This window comes from Silicimonas algicola (assembly GCF_003970735.1).
Classification (GTDB): Bacteria; Pseudomonadota; Alphaproteobacteria; order Rhodobacterales; family Rhodobacteraceae; genus Silicimonas; species Silicimonas algicola.
This window is the reverse complement of record NZ_CP034588.1, coordinates 1,033,664-1,051,347: the sequence shown is the minus strand read 5'-3', so window position 1 is coordinate 1,051,347 and position 17,684 is coordinate 1,033,664. Positions and strand designations below refer to the sequence as shown.

15 protein-coding genes and 1 pseudogene are annotated in these 17,684 nt (G+C 64.0%); 5 read left to right on the top strand and 11 right to left on the bottom strand.

All coding sequences use genetic code 11. The features are described 5' to 3' along the window. The first annotated feature begins 83 nt into the window (after positions 1–83). From EF888_RS05345 to EF888_RS05335, 3 genes are all read left to right on the top strand, one after another. The gene (locus EF888_RS05345; RefSeq protein ID WP_241239807.1) at positions 84–1,268 is read left to right on the top strand and encodes a cytochrome c3 family protein; all 1,185 of its coding nucleotides are present in this window, start codon (positions 84–86) and stop codon (positions 1,266–1,268) included. A gap of 6 nt (positions 1,269–1,274) precedes the next feature. Continuing rightward, a complete protein-coding gene (locus EF888_RS05340) occupies positions 1,275–2,495 on the top strand; it encodes a cation:proton antiporter (RefSeq protein WP_241239806.1) in 1,221 nt (406 codons plus the stop codon). A gap of 187 nt (positions 2,496–2,682) precedes the next feature. Beyond that, positions 2,683–3,630, top strand: coding sequence for a M23 family metallopeptidase (locus EF888_RS05335; RefSeq protein WP_109757794.1), 948 nt, complete (start codon positions 2,683–2,685; stop codon positions 3,628–3,630). Between the two features lie 89 nt (positions 3,631–3,719). Here the strand turns inward: EF888_RS05335 and EF888_RS05330 are convergent, their stop codons facing one another. The 5 genes and pseudogenes from EF888_RS05330 to EF888_RS05315 form a co-directional block, all read right to left on the bottom strand. Then, complete coding sequence (locus EF888_RS05330) at positions 3,720–4,679, bottom strand: alpha/beta fold hydrolase (RefSeq protein ID WP_164721573.1); 960 nt, start codon at positions 4,677–4,679, stop codon at positions 3,720–3,722. Beyond that, on the bottom strand, positions 4,676–5,497 hold the full coding sequence (locus EF888_RS05325; RefSeq protein WP_109757792.1) for a CPBP family intramembrane glutamic endopeptidase: 822 nt from the start codon (positions 5,495–5,497) through the stop codon (positions 4,676–4,678). The genes EF888_RS05330 and EF888_RS05325 overlap by 4 nt, the downstream gene beginning before the upstream one ends. Positions 5,498–5,988: 491 nt before the next feature. Then, positions 5,989–6,363, bottom strand: a complete 375-nt coding sequence (locus EF888_RS21685; RefSeq protein ID WP_164721572.1) for a hypothetical protein — start codon at positions 6,361–6,363, stop codon at positions 5,989–5,991. A 476-nt stretch (positions 6,364–6,839) separates the two neighbouring features. Then, a pseudogene (locus EF888_RS05320) lies at positions 6,840–7,225 on the bottom strand (chemotaxis protein CheA); the annotation flags it as partial. Between the two features lie 456 nt (positions 7,226–7,681). Then, on the bottom strand, positions 7,682–8,260 hold the full coding sequence (locus tag EF888_RS05315) for a hypothetical protein (protein WP_109757789.1): 579 nt from the start codon (positions 8,258–8,260) through the stop codon (positions 7,682–7,684). 184 nt (positions 8,261–8,444) lie between these two features. Between EF888_RS05315 and EF888_RS21680 the strand changes: the two genes are divergently transcribed. Next, a complete protein-coding gene (locus EF888_RS21680; RefSeq protein ID WP_164721571.1) occupies positions 8,445–8,774 on the top strand; it encodes a c-type cytochrome domain-containing protein in 330 nt (109 codons plus the stop codon). Positions 8,775–8,916: 142 nt separating this feature from the next. Here EF888_RS21680 and EF888_RS05305 read toward each other — a convergent pair whose 3' ends face one another. The 3 genes from EF888_RS05305 to EF888_RS05295 all read right to left on the bottom strand — a co-directional run bounded on the left by EF888_RS05305 (position 8,917) and on the right by EF888_RS05295 (position 13,431). Then, positions 8,917–11,250, bottom strand: a complete 2,334-nt coding sequence (locus EF888_RS05305) for a heavy metal translocating P-type ATPase (RefSeq protein ID WP_109757788.1) — start codon at positions 11,248–11,250, stop codon at positions 8,917–8,919. Between the two features lie 201 nt (positions 11,251–11,451). Beyond that, a complete protein-coding gene (locus tag EF888_RS05300) occupies positions 11,452–12,996 on the bottom strand; it encodes a multicopper oxidase family protein (RefSeq protein ID WP_109757787.1) in 1,545 nt (514 codons plus the stop codon). A 72-nt stretch (positions 12,997–13,068) separates the two neighbouring features. Then, complete coding sequence (locus EF888_RS05295) at positions 13,069–13,431, bottom strand: hypothetical protein (protein ID WP_241239805.1); 363 nt, start codon at positions 13,429–13,431, stop codon at positions 13,069–13,071. A 120-nt stretch (positions 13,432–13,551) separates the two neighbouring features. Between EF888_RS05295 and EF888_RS05290 the strand changes: the two genes are divergently transcribed. After that, positions 13,552–13,980 carry a c-type cytochrome gene (locus EF888_RS05290; RefSeq protein ID WP_109757786.1) on the top strand — a complete coding sequence of 143 codons (429 nt, stop codon included), beginning with the start codon at positions 13,552–13,554 and terminating at the stop codon, positions 13,978–13,980. Between the two features lie 22 nt (positions 13,981–14,002). On the opposite strand, the gene EF888_RS05285 is transcribed toward EF888_RS05290, so the two are convergent. The 3 genes from EF888_RS05285 to EF888_RS22410 form a co-directional block, all read right to left on the bottom strand. Beyond that, positions 14,003–14,383, bottom strand: coding sequence for a hypothetical protein (locus tag EF888_RS05285; RefSeq protein WP_241239804.1), 381 nt, complete (start codon positions 14,381–14,383; stop codon positions 14,003–14,005). A 212-nt stretch (positions 14,384–14,595) separates the two neighbouring features. After that, the gene (locus EF888_RS05280; RefSeq protein WP_109757785.1) at positions 14,596–15,882 is read right to left on the bottom strand and encodes an MFS transporter; all 1,287 of its coding nucleotides are present in this window, start codon (positions 15,880–15,882) and stop codon (positions 14,596–14,598) included. A 1,658-nt stretch (positions 15,883–17,540) separates the two neighbouring features. After that, positions 17,541–17,663, bottom strand: coding sequence for a hypothetical protein (locus EF888_RS22410; RefSeq protein ID WP_277601034.1), 123 nt, complete (start codon positions 17,661–17,663; stop codon positions 17,541–17,543). Positions 17,664–17,684: the final 21 nt, after the last annotated feature.

Here is a 17,684-nt window from a genome sequence, read left to right as displayed (position 1 = left end):
CGGAGTCATTTGATACGCCTCAAGTCACGGGGAGCGAACTCTGCTAGAGTGGCTAGTGTTATCCCGATGCCGGAGGTTCCAAGATGCCCGATATCCAGAGAGTCATTCGTCCTCTTGTCATCGTCATGGCGGGCTTCGCGGTCTTTGCAGGCGGCCATGCGGTGCTTGGTCAAGCAGAGACCGAAGCGCCGGGCGCAGCCGAAGAGGAAGTGACGATTCCTTTCGCGATTCCGGAAGCGGGACCGTTCAACCCAGCGGAAGTCGAGGTGGAAAACAGCCAGGCGATCTCCGACTGGTTTCGCTCTGCTCATGCCGATGCCGCTGCAGAGGCGTTCCGTCACTGGGACGCGGAAGAGGAAATCACTGCGGTCTGCGCGACGTGCCATTCCGGTGAAGGCTTTCGTGACTACCACGGCCTCGACGGAACCGAGGCCGATGTCGTCAACGGGCCGATCAACACCGGCGGTGTCGTCGATTGCGGCACCTGCCATCACGCCGGTCTGGCAGATGTGACGGAAGTGGCCTTTCCCAGCGGTCTCCTGCATCCGGTGCTGGGCGTCGAGGCGTCGTGCATGACTTGCCACCAGGGGCGCACGGCAGGCAGGGACGTGGTCGAGGCAGTTGCCGGGCTCGACGTCGACACCCCGAACCCCGACCTCCGGTTCATCAACCCGCACTACGCCACTGCCGCCGCGACGTGGCTCGGGGGCTATGGCGGCTCCGGTTTTCACTACGACGGGAAGGACTACTCCGGCCGGTTCTTCCATGCTCGTCCGGTGGCGAGCTGCAACTCCTGTCACGATCCCCACACGCTGGAAATCGCCTTCGAGCCGTGCCTGACGTGCCATCAGGCCGACGATCCGCAGAGCATCCGCATCTCGCGACAGAGTTACGACGGCAGCGGCGACACGTCCAAGGGCATCCGTGCAGATATCCAGGCTAACGCCGCCGCGCTGCTCGAGCTGGTCAAGACTTATTCAGCCGAAGTGGCAAAGGCTCCCCTCGTCTACGACGGCACACGCTATCCCTACTTCTTCGCGGATGCGAACGGCGACGGCGTCATGGATCAGACGGCAAGCGGACCCGCCGCCTACAAGTCATGGACTCCCCGCAGCTTGCGTGCTGCCTATAACTGGAAGCTCGTGACGGCGGACCCCGGAAACTACGCGCACAACCCGCCCTACATGCTGGAATTGCTCTACGATTCCATCGAGGACATGAGCACCGCGCTTGGCAGGGACATGGATGCCATGGGGCTGTTGCGCTAGTGGTCGATGCACGCCGGTCGACGCTCCGCCGGCCCGGACCAGGGCGCCGGTGACGTGGAGCACAGCGTCTTTCTGATCACGCTGGGGATGCTTTTCATGGGCGGACTGGCAGCCGACCAGGTCAGTCGAGCGATCCGGCTGCCGCGTGTGACCATGCTGCTCCTTCTCGGGTTGCTTGTCGGCTCATCGGGCCTGGACATGCTGCCGACATCCACCTGGGCAGCCTCGTTCGAGGCGATCTCGGCGGTTGCCCTGACCATGGTCGCTTTCCTGATCGGCGGCGAATTGACCCGCGAGAACCTGAGCCGTCACGGTCGAGCCATCATGGCGATCTCTCTGTGTGTGGTGGCCGGAACCACTGTCCTTGTCTGGGGAGGACTCGTCCTCCTGGGTCTGGATCCTGGTCTCGCCCTTCTGCTCGGTGCCATTGCGACAGCAACGGACCCGGCAGCCATCGCGGATGTGATCCGCCAGTCCGGCGTCCGCAACAGGTTCACCGAGACTCTGAACGGCATCGTCGGAATAGACGACATCTGGGGTCTGCTGGTCTTTGCTGTCTGTCTCGCTCTGGTCACGCAAACGAGCGGCTGGGTCGAACCACTCGCCGGGGCTGCCCATGACATCGGCGGAGCCATCCTCCTTGGCGCCGCGATGGGACTACCTGCGGCGCTCCTTACAGGGCGACTGGCACCGGGCGAACCGTCTCAGACCGAGGCTGTTGCAGTGGTCTTCCTGACGACGGGCCTTTCGATGTGGTTTGAAGTGTCCTTCCTGCTCGCAGGCATGACCGCGGGTGCCCTGATCGCCAACCTGGCCCGTCATCATGACTACGCCTTCCACGAGATCGAAAACATAGAGTGGCCGTTCATGATCCTGTTCTTCGTGCTGGCCGGCGCATCCCTGGAGCTGGATGCGCTGACGTCGATGGGCTGGATCGCCGTCGCCTATATCTTACTGCGCCTCGTCGCGCGTCTGGCTGCGGGCGAAGTCGGCGCGCGCCTCGGCCGCGTACCGGGATCGGAACGCCATGCCTACGGCCCGGCTCTTTTGCCCCAGGCGGGTGTCGCGGTCGGAATGGCACTTGTGGCGGCGGAAACCGTGCCCGAGTGGGGCCCGGCCATTCTCACGCTGACCGTCGCCGGCACCGTCGTCTTCGAGGTTGTCGGTCCGCCCTGTGCCATGGCGGCCATACGACATGTCGCAAGGGCACCGCTCGATGGGCATTAGGGGCCTGATGCGTCCCGGTTCCCGGGGCTCGATGAGACTATGCGGCGCGCTGCGATGCGCTAGGCCAAGAACGGGACCGGGCACCGGTAGCACGGCCATGTAAGAAGAGCTTGATCTGCCAAGCCCGTCGCGGCTCGGTTTGTTGTCCTCGGCGGCGGTTTGTAAGGCAATTTCCGGAGGTGCACCCATGACGGCCCTGATCCTCGCCCTGCAGGTTGCCCTGCCGCTTGCTCTGATCGCATGGCTGGCCTTCCTGCCCGCCGGCAGTCTTGCCGGTCGCGGGTTGCAAGCGGTGGGCACCGGCGCGTTCCTCTTCGCGCTGGCGCGGGTTGCGTCATGGGCAGTTCCGGTCTGGTGGCTTCCTTGGGTCTATGGCGGTCTCTGGCTGGTGGTCGTTCTGGCCTGGGTCCTGCGCAGGCCTGGCGCGGGGGCGCCGCTGCTTCCCGACGAGCCGAAAGGATACGCCGGCATCGCCCTGTCGGCGATCCTGCTAGGGCTTGGCGGATGGTACGGCGCGCAGGCACTGGCAGGACGCAGCCCCCCGCCCGTCGAGGTCGTCGATATCGCCACCCCCTTCGGACCGGGGCGCTATCTCGTGGCCAGCGGAGGCTCGACCCCGCTGGTCAACGCGCACATGCGCACGCTCGATCCAGGCGTCGAACGCTACTTGCCGTGGCGCGGCCAATCCTATGCGGTCGATTTCATCGGTCTGGGTCGGTGGGGGCTGCGGGCCAGCGGCTGGTCGCCGGCCGACCCGGCTGCCTATGCGATCTTCGGCGCCGAGCTTCGCGCACCCTGCGCCGGAACGGTGGTCGCCGCCGAATCCGGCATGCCGGACTTCGAGGTGCCGCAGCAGGATTCGGTCAACCGACTGGGAAACCATGTGATCGTGCGCTGTGGAGACGCTGAGATTGTTCTGGCGCATATGCGGCGGAACAGCGTCACGGTCGCTCCGAGCGACCCAGTGGCCGTCGGCGACAGGCTGGGCGAGGTCGGCAATTCCGGCGCCTCGGCCGAGCCGCATCTCCACATCCACGCCCAGCGCCCCGTGGCCGAGGGTGCGCCCCCGATCTCAGGCGAGCCGTTGGCGTTGCGCATCGACGGGCGCTTCCTCGTGCGCGGCGACCGCCTGTAGGACGAGAGGAGGAGACCCGCCATCCGTCCGGCTCTCGATCCCGACGCGCGCTGGCCATTCGGCGCAAGGGTGGGCGTCTCCTCGAAAGGTCAGGCGCGCGGTTCCCTGATGAAGGCGCTGATGTCGCGCATCAGGTCGGCATCGTGGCCAAGCCAGATGTGCCCGCCGTCCGGATAGACGACCAGTCGAGCGCCTCGGATGCGACCGGCGAGCAGACGCGCCGTGTCGGCCGTGCCAAAAAGATCGTCTTCGCAGGACAGGATCAGGGTGGGTACGGCGATGCTTTCGAAAGCCGACAGCGTGGGCGCACCTGCCCAGAAGCCGTCGTTACGCAGACCATCCGTCTTGCGGCTGATGGGCATCAAGCCTTCGCGGATGAGATCGGCCCGCCGTCGCTCCTCGGGCGAAGCTCGGTCGAGCAGGGCCGGATCGGTCGCAAGCAGAGTGCGCAGCAGCATGTCCGGTGCGAGAGTGGCGAAGGCCCAGAACCAGGCATCCGAGTTCAGGATACGCTCCACCGCCGCGCGCTGCAGGGCGGTGAACGCCACCGGATCGCGCCCCGTCAGGTTTGCCGCCGGCACGATCAGGACCAGATGGGTGCAACGTTCTGGGTGGCGGAGTGCGAATTCCGCGGCCGTCAATGCCCCCGCCGAGCCGCCCGCGACAGCGATCTGGTCGAGCCCAAGGTGGTCAAGCATTTGCATCAGCACATCCGCCTGACGGGCCGGCGAGGCGTCCTCCGGAAAGCTGCTGCGCAGATACCCGAAGCGCGACGGCGTCACGATCTGGAAGCCGGCTTCCAGCAAGCCATGGCCAAAGAGCAGGCCCTGGTCGAACCCGCCGCCCGTGCCGTGGATCATCATCACTGGCGGCCCGTGGCCCGCTACAGCGAATTCGAGCTGGCCCGCGCTCGTCCGGATGACGGTGCTGCTCCGGGCGATGCGGGCCTCTGCCCCCGCCATCGTAGCGCGGTAGGCACCGGCGCCCCACGCCCCGGTCGCAAGCGCGACGCCGCAAAGGCCGGTTAGCAGCTCACGACGCGCGATCATTGCCAAACCTCGGTCACGGCCGTTTCCCTGGAAAACATCGTGCTGCGGTTCCACCATACGACGAGGAGGGCCACGACGGCGAAGAGGCCCGTATCCCAAGGCTGCGCATCGGGCCAGAAAGGGTTGATGAGTTGCCAGTGAAACAGCATCGGCCAAAGCAGGCTGCCCCGCGCGCTGTTGAAGATCGGCGTAACCAGAACCGCGAGCGCCACGTTTCCTATGAAGAACGGAAGGAAGTCCCAGTCCGCATAAACCGTGCTGGACAGAAAGAACGCGGGCAGGTGCCAGAAGCCCCAGGTCGCACCGATAATGAGGCCTGCCCATAACGGCGCCATGTGCCGCTGAAGAAGGGGCTGCATCACACCGCGCCAGCCGAACTCCTCGATCGGGCCGAGCAGGAGCATCGTGAACAGAAGCGCCACCATCGATCCGAAGCCCTCGGGGGGCATCGGCGCCAAGACAGGCCCGCCCTTGATCAGCGAGCCGGCTACGAAGACGAGAGGCACGAGGATCAGGATGAAGGCCGCCCAGCCGCTCGCACAACGCCACAACACGAGCCGGGAGAGAAACGAGCGGATGCCGGAGGCACCACCGTGAGACGCGACCACCAGAAAGGCAGCGATAGCCGGCGCCCAGGTGGCGAGAAAGAAGAAGGGGTGCGTTCCGCTGATCTCACCCAAGGTCGCGGCAGCTGTCTCTGGGGCGAGGATGTAGATTCCGATCAGTCCCCAGGTGATCAGGAACGTGGTCGCGAGAAAGGGAAAAAGCGCCGAGGCGCGTAATCGGTGCGCGGAACGTGCGCGTAGCTTGATTGGCATCCCAACGAACTCCAGCGCGGCAGATGGGAAGGACTTCGCAAATGACAGCCGGAGCGTCGCTGACATGGATCAACGGGGAGCGTCGGTCTCAGCCGTCGCTCGACGCGGAAGTCTGGCAGCCCGCGAGCCTTTCCTCAGCTCGCAGAGAATGGGGCTTCTGCCGGAACTTGGCAGCCTGCTTTCGGGTCGCGCCGAATGCTCTCGCCATCCTTCCGCGCGAAACCTGCGATCCACTCGTCATGTACGTCGCGCTCCTGCCGCATCGTCAGGATACCGCGCAGCATATGGACGACCGGGTTTGCTACGAGGCCTTCGACCTAGTTCGGCGTTCGGTCGCAAGGGTCCGAACCCGCTCCGCGAGGGCGCGGAACGCACGGCCTTGTTCTTCCAGGATGCCAATCGCAGAGTGGCTTCCGCTCTGCAGGTCCGTCCGCCGAGTAGCCAGAAGCGACCGCATCTCGTTCAACGGCGTGTCGACCCGACCCAGCAGGTCAGCCATCTTCACCTGCTCGCCCGCCAGGATCCCGGCCAGATTCTCTGCGCCGACTCCGAGGGCCGCTTGAGATTGGCAGGAGACCTGCTTCCATCCGCGACAGGCTCCGGTCCAGCGCCTGATGCGTTGTCTGGGCCGATGCTGCGAGGGTTTGCAACTGCAGCGCAGTCTCTTTCAGCGCCAGGCCCTGCGGTCCGAGGTTGGCGCAGGCGATCACGGCATTCATGCCGACCAGTTGCATCTGGCCGCCCAGCCTTCGCACGCCCTCTGCCTGGTCGATGATCTGCCGGTAAGCCAGGCTCAGGGCGTCGGTGCGGGTGCTGAATGCGGACTGGGTGGCCTCCGGCGCCCGGCGCCCTGTCCGAGAACGCACCGTAGAGATCGGCCAGCAGCGCAAGCTTTCCCAGGCCCGTCCGGTCGAGAGCCGTGCAGGCCTCGTCTAGGTTCCGCAGGTGCTCGGCCGAGACGCTGTCGACTTGTCGCCGAGCCAGATCGAGCAGGGCAACCCGGACGCCGGAATCGCAGGCGTCTGCCGCCGCGTCCAGAATGGCGGCGACGTGGTCGAGCCTCTGCCGCGTCGCGTCACCCGACTGCAGCGACATCACGGTCGCCGACATGTCGCCGCGGACCGTCATCACCCGCTTCGACAGCGCCCACTGGACGGCACAGTACGCTTCAGCCAACCTTCGGTCACCTGAAGCCCGCTTTCCAGCTCGTGCAGCCGAGACGAGATGGTCTTGTCGAGCGTCTTTGTGAACACATCCGCCGCGATTCTGTCTGTTTCGAGGTCGCCGAGAGAAGGTCTACTGGAGTCATCATCCGCCTGAGAAGATCGACGGCACTTTGGGCATCCAGTCCCTGGCCGTCGTCGCGCACCTCGATCAGCACCTCGGCCCCGGAATACGCGGCCAAAGCACGATCCGCCCTGCAGCCGGCTTGCCTGCGGCGCGTCGGACCTCGGCTGTCTCGAGCCCGTGGTCGGCCGAATTCCGGAGAATGTGAACCAGGGGGTCTGCCAGCATCTCGATCACGGTCTTGTCGAGCTCGGTCTCTTCGCCGCGGGTCTCGAACTGGATGTCCTTGCCGAGTGTTCCCGACAGGTCGCGCATCAACCGACGGAACCGGCCTGTGATCGATCCGATGGGGACCATCTGCATCGACATTGTCGAATCGCGCAGACCGGCGGCGAGACGTTGGATGTCCTCTGCCACGGCCAGCAACTGTGAAGGCCTACCAAGCATCATTACGCGTTCGCTCCGACGCGGCCGACCAGGCTGCCAACGCCCTCTCAGACTTTCAGTCTAAGCTCGTCAGAGATGGTCAGAGATGGTCAGGCGACCAGTTATCCGCAGCTGGCGAGCCTAGCGAACGCGGCGGGGCTTCTGACATCGCGTGGTGGTGCCTGGACCTCCTCATCGGCTCACCGCGCTCTCAGGCGATTGAGCCGCATAAGTTCGAAACGCTAAGACGACCCGATGCGGGCCTTCACTCAAAGGCTACGATACTGCCTGAAAACGCACCCGCAATTAGAAGTTCTCTGGGAGTGCACAGGCGGCAACTAGGTCGAAGCTAGCAATGCGGAATAAGCGGAGCTTATCGCTTTAACGGTTACGCCTCCCGCGCAGCCGAATCCTTGTTTGTGCCGAGGCGCCTAGGGTGCCCCGGTCGAGGGCGTATGACGACTTATGCCGTCATTTTTGGGCGTGCTCGCAGGATACGTTCGGGTTGAAAGGCATAAGGTCGCCCATCGGGTTCTCCCTGAACAGCCAGACGTGCTGATCGTAATGAGGCATGAAGCCATGTGCTTCGTCTCCCGGCGTGTTTGGATCGTCCGCCATATGATCCCAAGCGCGGCCGTTTAGAACCAATTCCTCGCCCGTCGCGGCCGCAGTCCAAGCCGCCTCAAAAACGAGGTTCTCGACTGCCACGAGTTCCATGGAGCCGTCTGCTTGCGGCTCGTAGATCAGGACACTGGGCTGAGACCAGTCGGTGTAGGTCGACTCTCCATCAACTTTCGGGTCGGTTCCGGTAATCTTGAGCAACGCTGGATGGATGTAGTGGAACCCCATGGCGCCCAAGTCTGCCGGAAGGCCCTCACCTTCGGCTGAAACGCAGTGGTTGTCGGGCGAGATGTAGCCGTCCGCCATGGCCATAGCGATGTCTCGGTATTTCTCGACACTGGCTCGCATCGTATCCAGGTCCACGTCTGCAGCAGACAACGCCAACGGTGCGCAGGCGAACAGTAACGCCGTTATTGCAGTTCTTCTCATTGATGCCTCCCCCAAGGCTGCCTCGCGGGCGAAGTGTCCGCGTCGGCACAATCATGCTAGCGCAGAATCAGCACGAATTGGTGTAGCTTCGGTGCAGAAGCGAAGATGGCAGTCGCGAGGGAGAAATCTCGGTCTCGTTCGGGTTTCAAGCGTCATGAGGCGGTCGGTAGTCAGAGCGCTAGCCGTGACGGCTCTGGTTTGCGGCCACGCGTTGGCGGGCAGCGACGTATCTCCCGGCTGGGCAGAGGTCAGCGCGGTCTTCACCGAGCGCTGTATAATGTGTCACTCGGCGATTGCCGGTGCCTCAAAAGGACTGCGACTGGACGACTACGACGCCGCACTGATCGGAAGTGAACGGGGCGTGGTTCTCATTCCCGGCAAGGCGGAGGAGAGCGAGCTGATCCGACGCCTGCGCGGACAAAGTGTTCCACGAATGCCGTTTCTCAGCCGCCCATTGGCCGAGGAAGAGATCGTCCTGATTGAAGGCTGGATAGCGGCCGGGCTGCCGAAGTAGCGGCAGTGTGATGTGATAGATCCTCTCGCCATCATTTCTATGCGTCCGTCGGGCCTATTCCCTGTTCTTAAACAAAAAAAATCGCTAGTCCACCCCCACCCAAACCCTACGCGAACCCTATAAATACATATGTATTGGCAAGTCAGAGGTCGATCCGCCTCAACCGCAGGGCGTTCGTGATCACCGAGACGGAAGACAGACTCATGGCCGCGGCAGCGATCATGGGAGAGAGAAGAAGACCGGTGAACGGGTAAAGCAAACCCGCCGCAATCGGCACCCCGAGAGCATTGTAGGCGAAGGCAAAGAACAGGTTCTGCTTGATATTGCGCAAGGTGGCCCGGGCGAGCTTCCTCGCACGGACGATGCCCATCAAATCGCCGCCCAACAGGGTGATCCCCGCACTTTCCATCGCCACGTCCGCGCCCGTGCCCATGGCGATGCCTACGTCGGCGGCGGCCAGCGCGGGCGCGTCGTTCACCCCATCGCCTGCCATCGCAATCTTGTGGCCCTCGCGGCGCAACTGGTCGATCAGCTCCTTCTTTGCCTCGGGCAGCACGCCCGCGCGGACCTCGTCGATTCCGAGCTTGCCGGCCACCGCCTGCGCCGTGCGTTCGTTGTCGCCCGTCGCCATGATCACCCGTAGTCCCTGCGCGTGCAGTTCGCGGATTGCCTTTGCAGTGCTGTCCTTGATCGGGTCAGCCACCGCCACGATGCCGGCGAGCGCGCCATCGACCGCGACGAACATGGCTGTCTTGCCCTCGTTGCGCAGAACGTCGGCTTGTGCCTCGGCCGCAGCCGTGTCCAGCCCCATCGCTTGCATCATCGCCGAGTTGCCGAGTGCCACTGCGCGCCCCCCAACGAGACCTTGCACCCCCTTGCCGGTGACGGCATCGAAGTCCACAGCCTCCTGACGCGGAGCGCCCTGCGCCTCGGCACCTTCGACGATCGCCTCGGCCAGCGGATGCTCCGATCCGCGCTCGAGGGCTGCGGCCAGCGAGAGGATGTCGGCCGCCGGCAGCGAGCCGAGGGCAACGGTATCGGTCAGCTTTGGCTTGCCCATGGTCAACGTGCCGGTCTTGTCCACGATCAGCGTATCGACCCCGGCCATGCGCTCCAGCGCTTCAGCATCCTTGATCAGCACGCCGGCCTGGGCTCCTCGCCCCGCCGCCGTCGTGATGGAGATTGGCGTCGCGAGACCCAGAGCACAGGGGCATGCGATGATTAGCACCGACACGGCGGATGCGATGGCGAAGACCAGAGCAGGTTCGGGGCCTAGAAATAGCCAGACCAGGAAGGCAATGATGGCGATTGCCACAACCGTCGGCACGAACACTGCCGAAACGCGATCGGCCAGACCCTGGATCGGCGCGCGGGATCGGCGTGCGTTCGACACCATCGCCACGATTTGCGCCAGCACCGTGTCGGACCCGACCTTGCCGGCCTCGATCACGAGACTGCCGTTCTTGTTGATCGTGGCACCGGTCACTGCATCGCCCGGTCCCTTTTCGACAGGCATGGATTCGCCGGTCAACATGCTTTCATCGAGCGATGACCGCCCCTCGATCACTGTCCCATCGACCGGGACCGCGTCGCCAGGACGAACGCGAAGCCGATCGCCTTCCATGACGTTTTCCAGGGGGGCATCATACTCCGTGCCGTCCTGCAGGATGCGCCGTGCCGTCTTGGGTGCGAGGTCGAGGAGCGCGCGGATCGCATCGCCCGTTCGCTCGCGCGCGCGCAGTTCGAGAACCTGGCCGACGAAGACCAGCGTCACGATCACAACAGCCGCCTCGTAGTAGGTGCCGACGCCGTGTCCCATCCGGTATTGCTCAGGGAAGACGCCCGGAAGGAAGGTCGCGACCAGAGAATAGAGGTAAGCTGCCGCCACGCCTAGGCTGATCAGCGTCCACATGTTTGGGCTGCGGTTTGTCAACGACTCCCAGCCACGCCGGAAGAACGGCAGCGCCGCCCAGAGGATGATCGGCGTCGCGAGAATAAACTCGAGGTAGCTGGCCGTCTGATGCCCGACCCAGTCGCGCACCGGCAGAGCCACCAACTCGCCCATGGTCAGGACGATGAGCGGCACGGCCGCCGCCGCCGATATCCACATCCTGCGCGTGAAGTCGACCAGCTCGTGGCTTGGCTCATCCGTGGGCACCATAGGCTCAAGCGCCATGCCGCAGATCGGGCAGGTTCCCGGCGCGTCCCGCACGATCTCGGGATGCATCGGGCAAGTATACTGCACGTTGGCCGGAGCAGCCTTCTTGTGTTTCCCGGCCCGCCCGGAAGCGTAGAACCAGGGATCCGCCCCGAACTTCGTTTGGCACGACTCCGAGCAGAAATGGAAGGTCTCTCCCTGGAACTCGGCATGACGCCCGTCCGGCTTGATCGCCACCGTCATTCCGCAGACAGGGTCCTTCGCCGTCTCGGACCCTGCCGGGATATCGTGTGCCGCGTGATGATGATCGTGATCCATCGTCTTCCGCCTTTCCATGGTCGCACCTACCTGGGGCTTCCAGTTACTGTAAGCTCAAGCCTTTTCTAGCGGTCGCTGGAATCGGCAGTGGTTCGGGTGTCCTGATGCGCCTTTTGCCCGGACCTCACGACAACATGGGGCAGGACATCACAGGATCGGTATCGGGCGTCGGGGCGCCCCGGACAGGGCGCCCCGTCTGGATCAGACCAACGCCGTGACCGCGAACTCGGTCATCATGCCGGTCGCAAGGTGCGGCATGTGATGGCAATGCAGCATCCAGCGCGCGGCCTCGCCGGCGTCCAGGGCGACATCGACCATCGACATCGGCGGGACGTAGACGGTGTCGCGCAGCGCGCCTGCAACCGCCCGTCCGTTCAGTCCGACGACCTGGAACGCATGTCCGTGCAGATGCATCGGATGGCCCATCATCGACATGTTGTGGAACGACAGCACTACACGTTCGCCGCTGCGCGCGATTATCGGCTGGTGCCGGCCCCAGACGGACCCGTTGATCGTCCAGACATAGGGCTGCATCGAGCCGCCCAACATCAGCATCTGGCTACGGTCCACAGGTCGATCCGGCAGGGCATCCAGCGCGATCAGGCTCGCCTCCTGAGCAAGGTCGGTGTCGAAGGCGGGCGCTTCCACCTCTGCGACACTTTCGATGCGCCGAACTTCTGCACCCGGCGTCGCGAGGATCAGGCCGGTCCGCTCCCGTGCGCCCTCGCGCAGGGCGAGGATCGGCCAGGCTCCGCCTTCGTTTGGCAGGTCGATCTCGATGTCCAGCCGCTGACCCATCGCCAGCCCGAACCGGGTGCCAGAAACGGGCTGAACGGCGTGCCCATCGACGGCGACAAGTCGCCCCCGCGCGCCGCCGGTATCGATCCAGAGCACCGTGGCCGCAGAGGCGTTGATCACGCGAAGCCGGATGCGGCCACCGCGCTCGACCTGCACCACCTCGGGGTCGGAGAGGGTGCGGTCATTGGCGAGATAGGCGTCCCAGTTATAGTCATTCAGGTCCATGGCCATGCCGCCCATGCCCATCATCCCGCCCATTCCCGGCATGTTGCCCATCATCCCACCCATGGCGCCGTGGCTCATCGCGCCATGATCCATGCCGGGCACAGCGCCCACGCCTTTCATGGGCATGCCTTGCTCGGGCGGCGCACCGGAATCTGCGCCATGACCCGCACCGTGCCCGCCGCCATGGCCACCGCTGATGTCCGCGAGAACCTCATCAGGTGACTTGAAGGAGAAATCATGCAGGAACAGCACGACCTCCTGCCTGTCGGCAGCCAGGTCCTCCTGCGAGCGCACGATGAGCGGCGCGGCGAGCAATTGCATCTCTTGGATCGGCACGTGGCTGTGCATCCAGTGCGTGCCTGGCCGCGCCTCGAAGTCGTAGGACCGGGTTTCGCCCGGCGAGAGCAAGGGCATGGGCATGTCAGGCACGCCGTCCTGCGCGTTCGGCGGAATCTGACCGTGCCAATGGATGATCGTGCCGACGTCGAGGTCGTTTGTAAGATCGACCCGGAAACGCTGTCCGGGGTCGAGCACCAGCCCCTGACCGCCGGGACCAGCGAGGCCGAAGACGGTGGCCGCACGACCGTCGATTTCGAGCGTGCGGCTTGCAGCGGACAGGGCGATAGGGGGCAGCGCCTGCGCGGAGGCAAGACGGGGCATCTGTGCCGCACCAACGGTGGCAGCACATGCGGCGATAAAGCCGCGTCGCGAAAGGGTGTTCATGGTCGTCTCCTCGGGACATCTGTCCCGTTCATCAAAGTTGATGGGACGCCGCGGACGTCAGCCCGGGCGCGTTCAGAGGAGACGGAGCTTCGGTGGTCGTTCGTTCAGATCCGGCGCATGGCCGAAGTGGCTTGCCTCCGACGGAAAGCCATGTCGAGCGGGACCGTATGCCGGCCCGGAATCAGCGACCGGCGACGTCAAAAAGGCCGAAAGAGACGCGCAGACGAACTCACACACCCCGGCATCGGCCGATCCACAGTGATCTTCACCTTCACAGGCAAGTTGAGCAGGATCGGGAGAATGCATCGCCCCGCCAACATGGCTTGCGTGCTCCGGACCGGACGCGTAGCTCATGCGCGCAGCGTGCGCAGAGGCCGCCGTTGTCACCACAGTGATCGCGAGTATGGCAAGCATCGTGACGAGGCGATCAAACATGACGCAGAGATAGGCGCTGCTCACGAGAATGTCTATGTTGCCGACGGCGCCCCTCTGGCAGAATGCACCTCTGCTGCGATGGGGACCCAACTCTTGAGAAAAGGCCATCGAAATACCGCGATGATCGGTTCGCTCATCGGAGGCTTGACCGTCCTGATCCTCACCGATGGGGTTAGTGCCGCATCGAGCTCTGTGGCACCGGCGGAGGTCATCGCTGAAGGACGGCAGATCTATGTGGATCAGTGCTCGGCGTGCCACGGTGCGACCCTCGAAGGCCAGCCTGATTGGCGGTCGCCTCTCCCCTCGGGCCGGCTGCCGGCGCCACCGCACGACGCTACCGGTCATACATGGCACCATCCCGACGACGTCCTGTTGCGGATCGTGAGGGAAGGCACGGCCGCGATCGTCGGGGGCGGATACGAGAGCGACATGCCAGGCTTCGGAGATGTGCTGAGCGACGCGGAGATTCGAGCGGTTCTCGAATACATCAAAAGCACTTGGCCGAAACGCGAGCGCAGCTATCAGGAGAGCGTGTCAGCGACAAACTGACTATTCACCTGATCTTCCTATGCTACCCGCGCCAGGCTCGTTCACAGACTGATAGAGGAAGGTCGCCGACCAGGTCAGCACCATGAATCCGCCCAGGGACTGCAACATGTTGATCATCCGTATCGATCAGCTGGTCTCGATATGCGTGTAAACCGAGGGTGGCGAAGTTGATGCCGGAAAAGGAGATCAGCCCTTCCCGACTCGCGTCGTAGCTGCCGCCGAGTTGTCCCAACTCGCCCCAGCCAAGCAGCACGTTGTAGACCACGGCGAAAGCCAGGATCTCGATCGTGTGGAGAGCAAGCAGGACCAGGAACGTGACCATGGCCGCCGCTTGGAGTCTCTCGTCCGCGTTCGGTTTGATGCCGCGAACGGCAAGCAGGCCGCCCGTGGTGATGGCGCACACCAAGCGGGGCAACGAGGACGAATCCGGAAACTGGCGCCATTTCTCAGCTCCATCACGAACGTTGCTTTGCCGCCAAGGGCGCCTGCGGCGCCGTCTCGCCTAAATCTGACCCTGAGGTAATCGAAGAACTCATCGACGGGCTGCCGCAATGCACCATGCGGCACCGAAACCGGAAAGAGGAGAAGACGTTACTCGCCTCTTGGCACCAGAATTCAGGCTGGGTTGAGCCTCGGGTGGGTTTCCTCACCGAGCCAGAAGAGCAGACCGCCCGAGACGAACATCGAGATCGCGACGAACCAGAAGGCGGCCTCGGCTCCACCCGTCAGGTTTGCCGCCAGCCCGAGGCCGAGCGCGCCGATGGCATAGCCGAGGTCGCGCCAGAAGCGGTAGATGCCGATGGCCGAGCCGCGCCAGGCGGGAGGGGTGATGTCGGCGACCGCCGCGGAGAGGTTGGGGTAAAGCAGCGCCATGCCGAAACCCGCCACGCCCGCCGAGACGGACCACCAGAGCACGCCCGAACCCATCACCACCATTGCCACGCCCACGCCGCAGATCCACATGCCCAGCACGTTCGGCCAGAACCGGCCGACGTGGTCCGATAGACGCCCGGTGAAGAGCTGTGAGCCGCCCCAGACAAGACCATAGGTCCCGACGATCCAGCCGACCTCGGTCAGGCTGGCGCCCTGGGCCACGAGGAAGACCGGGAAAAGTGCCCACATGAGAGCATCGACGAACTTCTCGACGAGCCCCGCCTGGCAGATCGCGAAGAGGCGCCGGTCTCGCCAGGTCATCAGCGCGAAGACCTCGCCCATGCCGGGATGATCGGAGACGCCCCGCGGATAGCGAGGCAGAGATTTCGGCGGTGCGGCCCTGTGCGCAGCAGTCTCCGCCTTTGCCCACGGGAGCGTATCCCTCACCCAGACAACGGTGAGAAGCAGCGCGAGCAAGACGACGGCCATGCCGAAGACCAGGAGCCCGACGCGTGCCCCCAGCCACTCCGCGGCATAGGCGGTCAGTATGCCCGCGACTGCGACGCCGACATAGCCCGAGAACTCGTTCAGCCCCATCGTCAACCCGCGTTCATCGGCGCGTGTGATGTCAAGCTTCGCGGTCTGCGTCATCGACCAGCAGAGACCCTGGTTGACCCCCAGCAGCACCGTCGCCGCCACGATCCAGTTCCAGTCGGGCGCATACCAGATCATCATCGGGATCGGCAGCGCCACGACCCAGCCCCAGAACAGGACGCGCTTGCGCCCGATCCGCTCGGACCAGCGCCCGGCTACGAAGTTCATCACTGCCTTCACCGCACCGAAGGCCACCACGAAGGAAGCGAGCAGCAGGAACGAGCCGCGCTCGAGCCCGAACTCGCTTTCTGCCAGGGCCGGAACCACCGTGCGGGTCATGCCGATGGCGAAGCCGACCAGCATGACCTGGATCAGCTGGTGCGTGACCTGGCCTGCATTCTCGCGGAGGCCATGCTGAAGGTCTGTTGCAGTCATTCCGCAGGCTCCTTGGAGGTAAGCCGTGGATCAAATCGGGCCGCAGGTGGCCGGGAAGCGGTCAGGGTTTCGGAACCCTAGGTCAACTCATGCGGATCAAGTAGCCGAGGACGTCCGACACATCCACACGTCCCACGATCCGTGTTCCGTCGCTCACCGGGAACATGGTGAGGGTGGCTTAGAAACATCCCGGCAACTCTTGTAGGCTCGTCCTTTCACGTCCAGTACAACAACTTCGCGCGTCATAGGGTCTGCTACCAGCCTTTCCCTCCCGGTAACAACTTGCATGAAGCGCGGCGCGAATGCGGTCCTTTTGAGTGTGGGTTCCTACAAGGCGGTCGCCGAGACAAACCTGACGTGGCCATTGGGAGGAGGGCTGGTAGTCATTCTCTCCTGCGAGGAAGCAGTCATCTTCTCGCGCGGTGCTCCTTCTGACTTCCGGCGCTCGGCTGAGCGTCGGTTCCTTCGTTTCCCGACATGAGAACATGTTCTCCACATGACGATGGAACCGACGCTCAGTTCCGCCCTCGTGACCGAGAAAGTCGCTTGAGTTTCGACAACCCGACGGGACGAGGACCAAATCTGACTGACAGAGGATTGCCTACGACGCGGAGGTGGACGGAAGCAGGCGTGCCCTCCGGATCTGATCCGGCGCGTCATGGGCAAGACTGTAACACCTAACGAACTCCACGATGTCTGATCCGGCATAGAGTGAGCTTGCGATTCTTCCGAGCTAGAATGCTTGCCAGAGGCTGTGAGCGCCTCGCTGGCAGCGAAGTCGGCCCTCGCTAGGGTCGGAAGCGTAAAAGGCGTCATGCCGCTGTTGGAGCCGCCCAGTTCGGGGAGCGACATCGAACAGGGCTCTCCGAGAGCCGCAGTGCGAAGTTGCTGCCGCCAAGAACTCTACGAGCCGGTGGCGCACAAGACAGGGGACAGGTCGCGGGGTTCTTGGACCGGGGCCTATCAACTCTCGTCTGTTGCAGATCAATGCGCCGGGACGCGCAGGTCGCGCAACGGTCATCGTCTTCATGGCACGCTCACGCGACGCTGGCTCAGGTTGCGACGTCAAAGGAGGCTCCCGGAGGGTAAGATGAGCTCTTGCATGACACCGCAATCTGATGGAGGCAGCCTGCGGCATAGTCTTGCTGAAGGAGGGACAGAGGCGAGAGTCTTTCGCGCTAAGCCGATCCCGCCCGGGTGTCGCGCATCGCGCCGCCGCAATCGGCCTCTCCCTCTCTCACTGGCTCTCTGAAGCGCGCTCGCTGCGCTCACGCTTCACCACTCTCTCACTGCCTCTCGGAAGCGTTCGCTTCGCTCACGCTCCACCCATCACTACCTCCGCTCTCTTAAGTGCTCGCTTCGCTCACGCTTCAGCCATCTATGGGAGAGGAAGAGGCTTCTATGCTCGTTGTTGAACGGTCTGGATGAACACTGACAACACCGAAGCAAAGAGAGGAAGCGCCAGAGGGGAGAAGTAAGGGAGGTGGAAGGAGGATGCGTTGTGGGGAGCGGACGGTGAGCGTCGACGCTCTGATGCGCCCTGCCTCCGCCAAAGCTTCGCAATTGCTCTCATCCGGAGACGGAGATCTTACTCTGCAAAGCTGTGGCGAAGGGTCTTGACCGAAGCGTCGCAAGCGGCCCGTCCCTGCTCACGGCTCTCAGCCGTGGAACTCGCAGTAGATCACCTGGTGGTCAGGCTTCGTTTCGTCAAGGTTCTTGAGGACGTAGTCGATGACTCCGGCATCACGATACGGTTGAACGTCCACGGTTCCAGACGGCACTAGTTCCTCCCAGTCACGCCG

Excerpts from the sequence above, each read along its gene's own strand:
- EF888_RS05335 (WP_109757794.1), top strand. The coding sequence starts at position 2,683 with ATGACGGCCCTGATCCTCGCCCTGCAGGTTGCCCTGCCGCTTGCTCTG.
- EF888_RS05290 (WP_109757786.1), top strand. The coding sequence starts at position 13,552 with ATGATCGGTTCGCTCATCGGAGGCTTGACCGTCCTGATCCTCACCGAT.
- EF888_RS05305 (WP_109757788.1), bottom strand. The coding sequence starts at position 11,250 with ATGGATCACGATCATCATCACGCGGCACACGATATCCCGGCAGGGTCC.
- EF888_RS05315 (WP_109757789.1), bottom strand. The coding sequence starts at position 8,260 with ATGAGAAGAACTGCAATAACGGCGTTACTGTTCGCCTGCGCACCGTTG.
- EF888_RS05280 (WP_109757785.1), bottom strand. The coding sequence starts at position 15,882 with ATGACTGCAACAGACCTTCAGCATGGCCTCCGCGAGAATGCAGGCCAG.
- EF888_RS05340 (WP_241239806.1), top strand. The coding sequence starts at position 1,275 with ATGCACGCCGGTCGACGCTCCGCCGGCCCGGACCAGGGCGCCGGTGAC.
- EF888_RS05345 (WP_241239807.1), top strand. The coding sequence starts at position 84 with ATGCCCGATATCCAGAGAGTCATTCGTCCTCTTGTCATCGTCATGGCG.
- EF888_RS05300 (WP_109757787.1), bottom strand. The coding sequence starts at position 12,996 with ATGAACACCCTTTCGCGACGCGGCTTTATCGCCGCATGTGCTGCCACC.
- EF888_RS05295 (WP_241239805.1), bottom strand. The coding sequence starts at position 13,431 with ATGTTTGATCGCCTCGTCACGATGCTTGCCATACTCGCGATCACTGTG.
- EF888_RS05330 (WP_164721573.1), bottom strand. The coding sequence starts at position 4,679 with ATGATCGCGCGTCGTGAGCTGCTAACCGGCCTTTGCGGCGTCGCGCTT.
- EF888_RS05325 (WP_109757792.1), bottom strand. The coding sequence starts at position 5,497 with ATGCCAATCAAGCTACGCGCACGTTCCGCGCACCGATTACGCGCCTCG.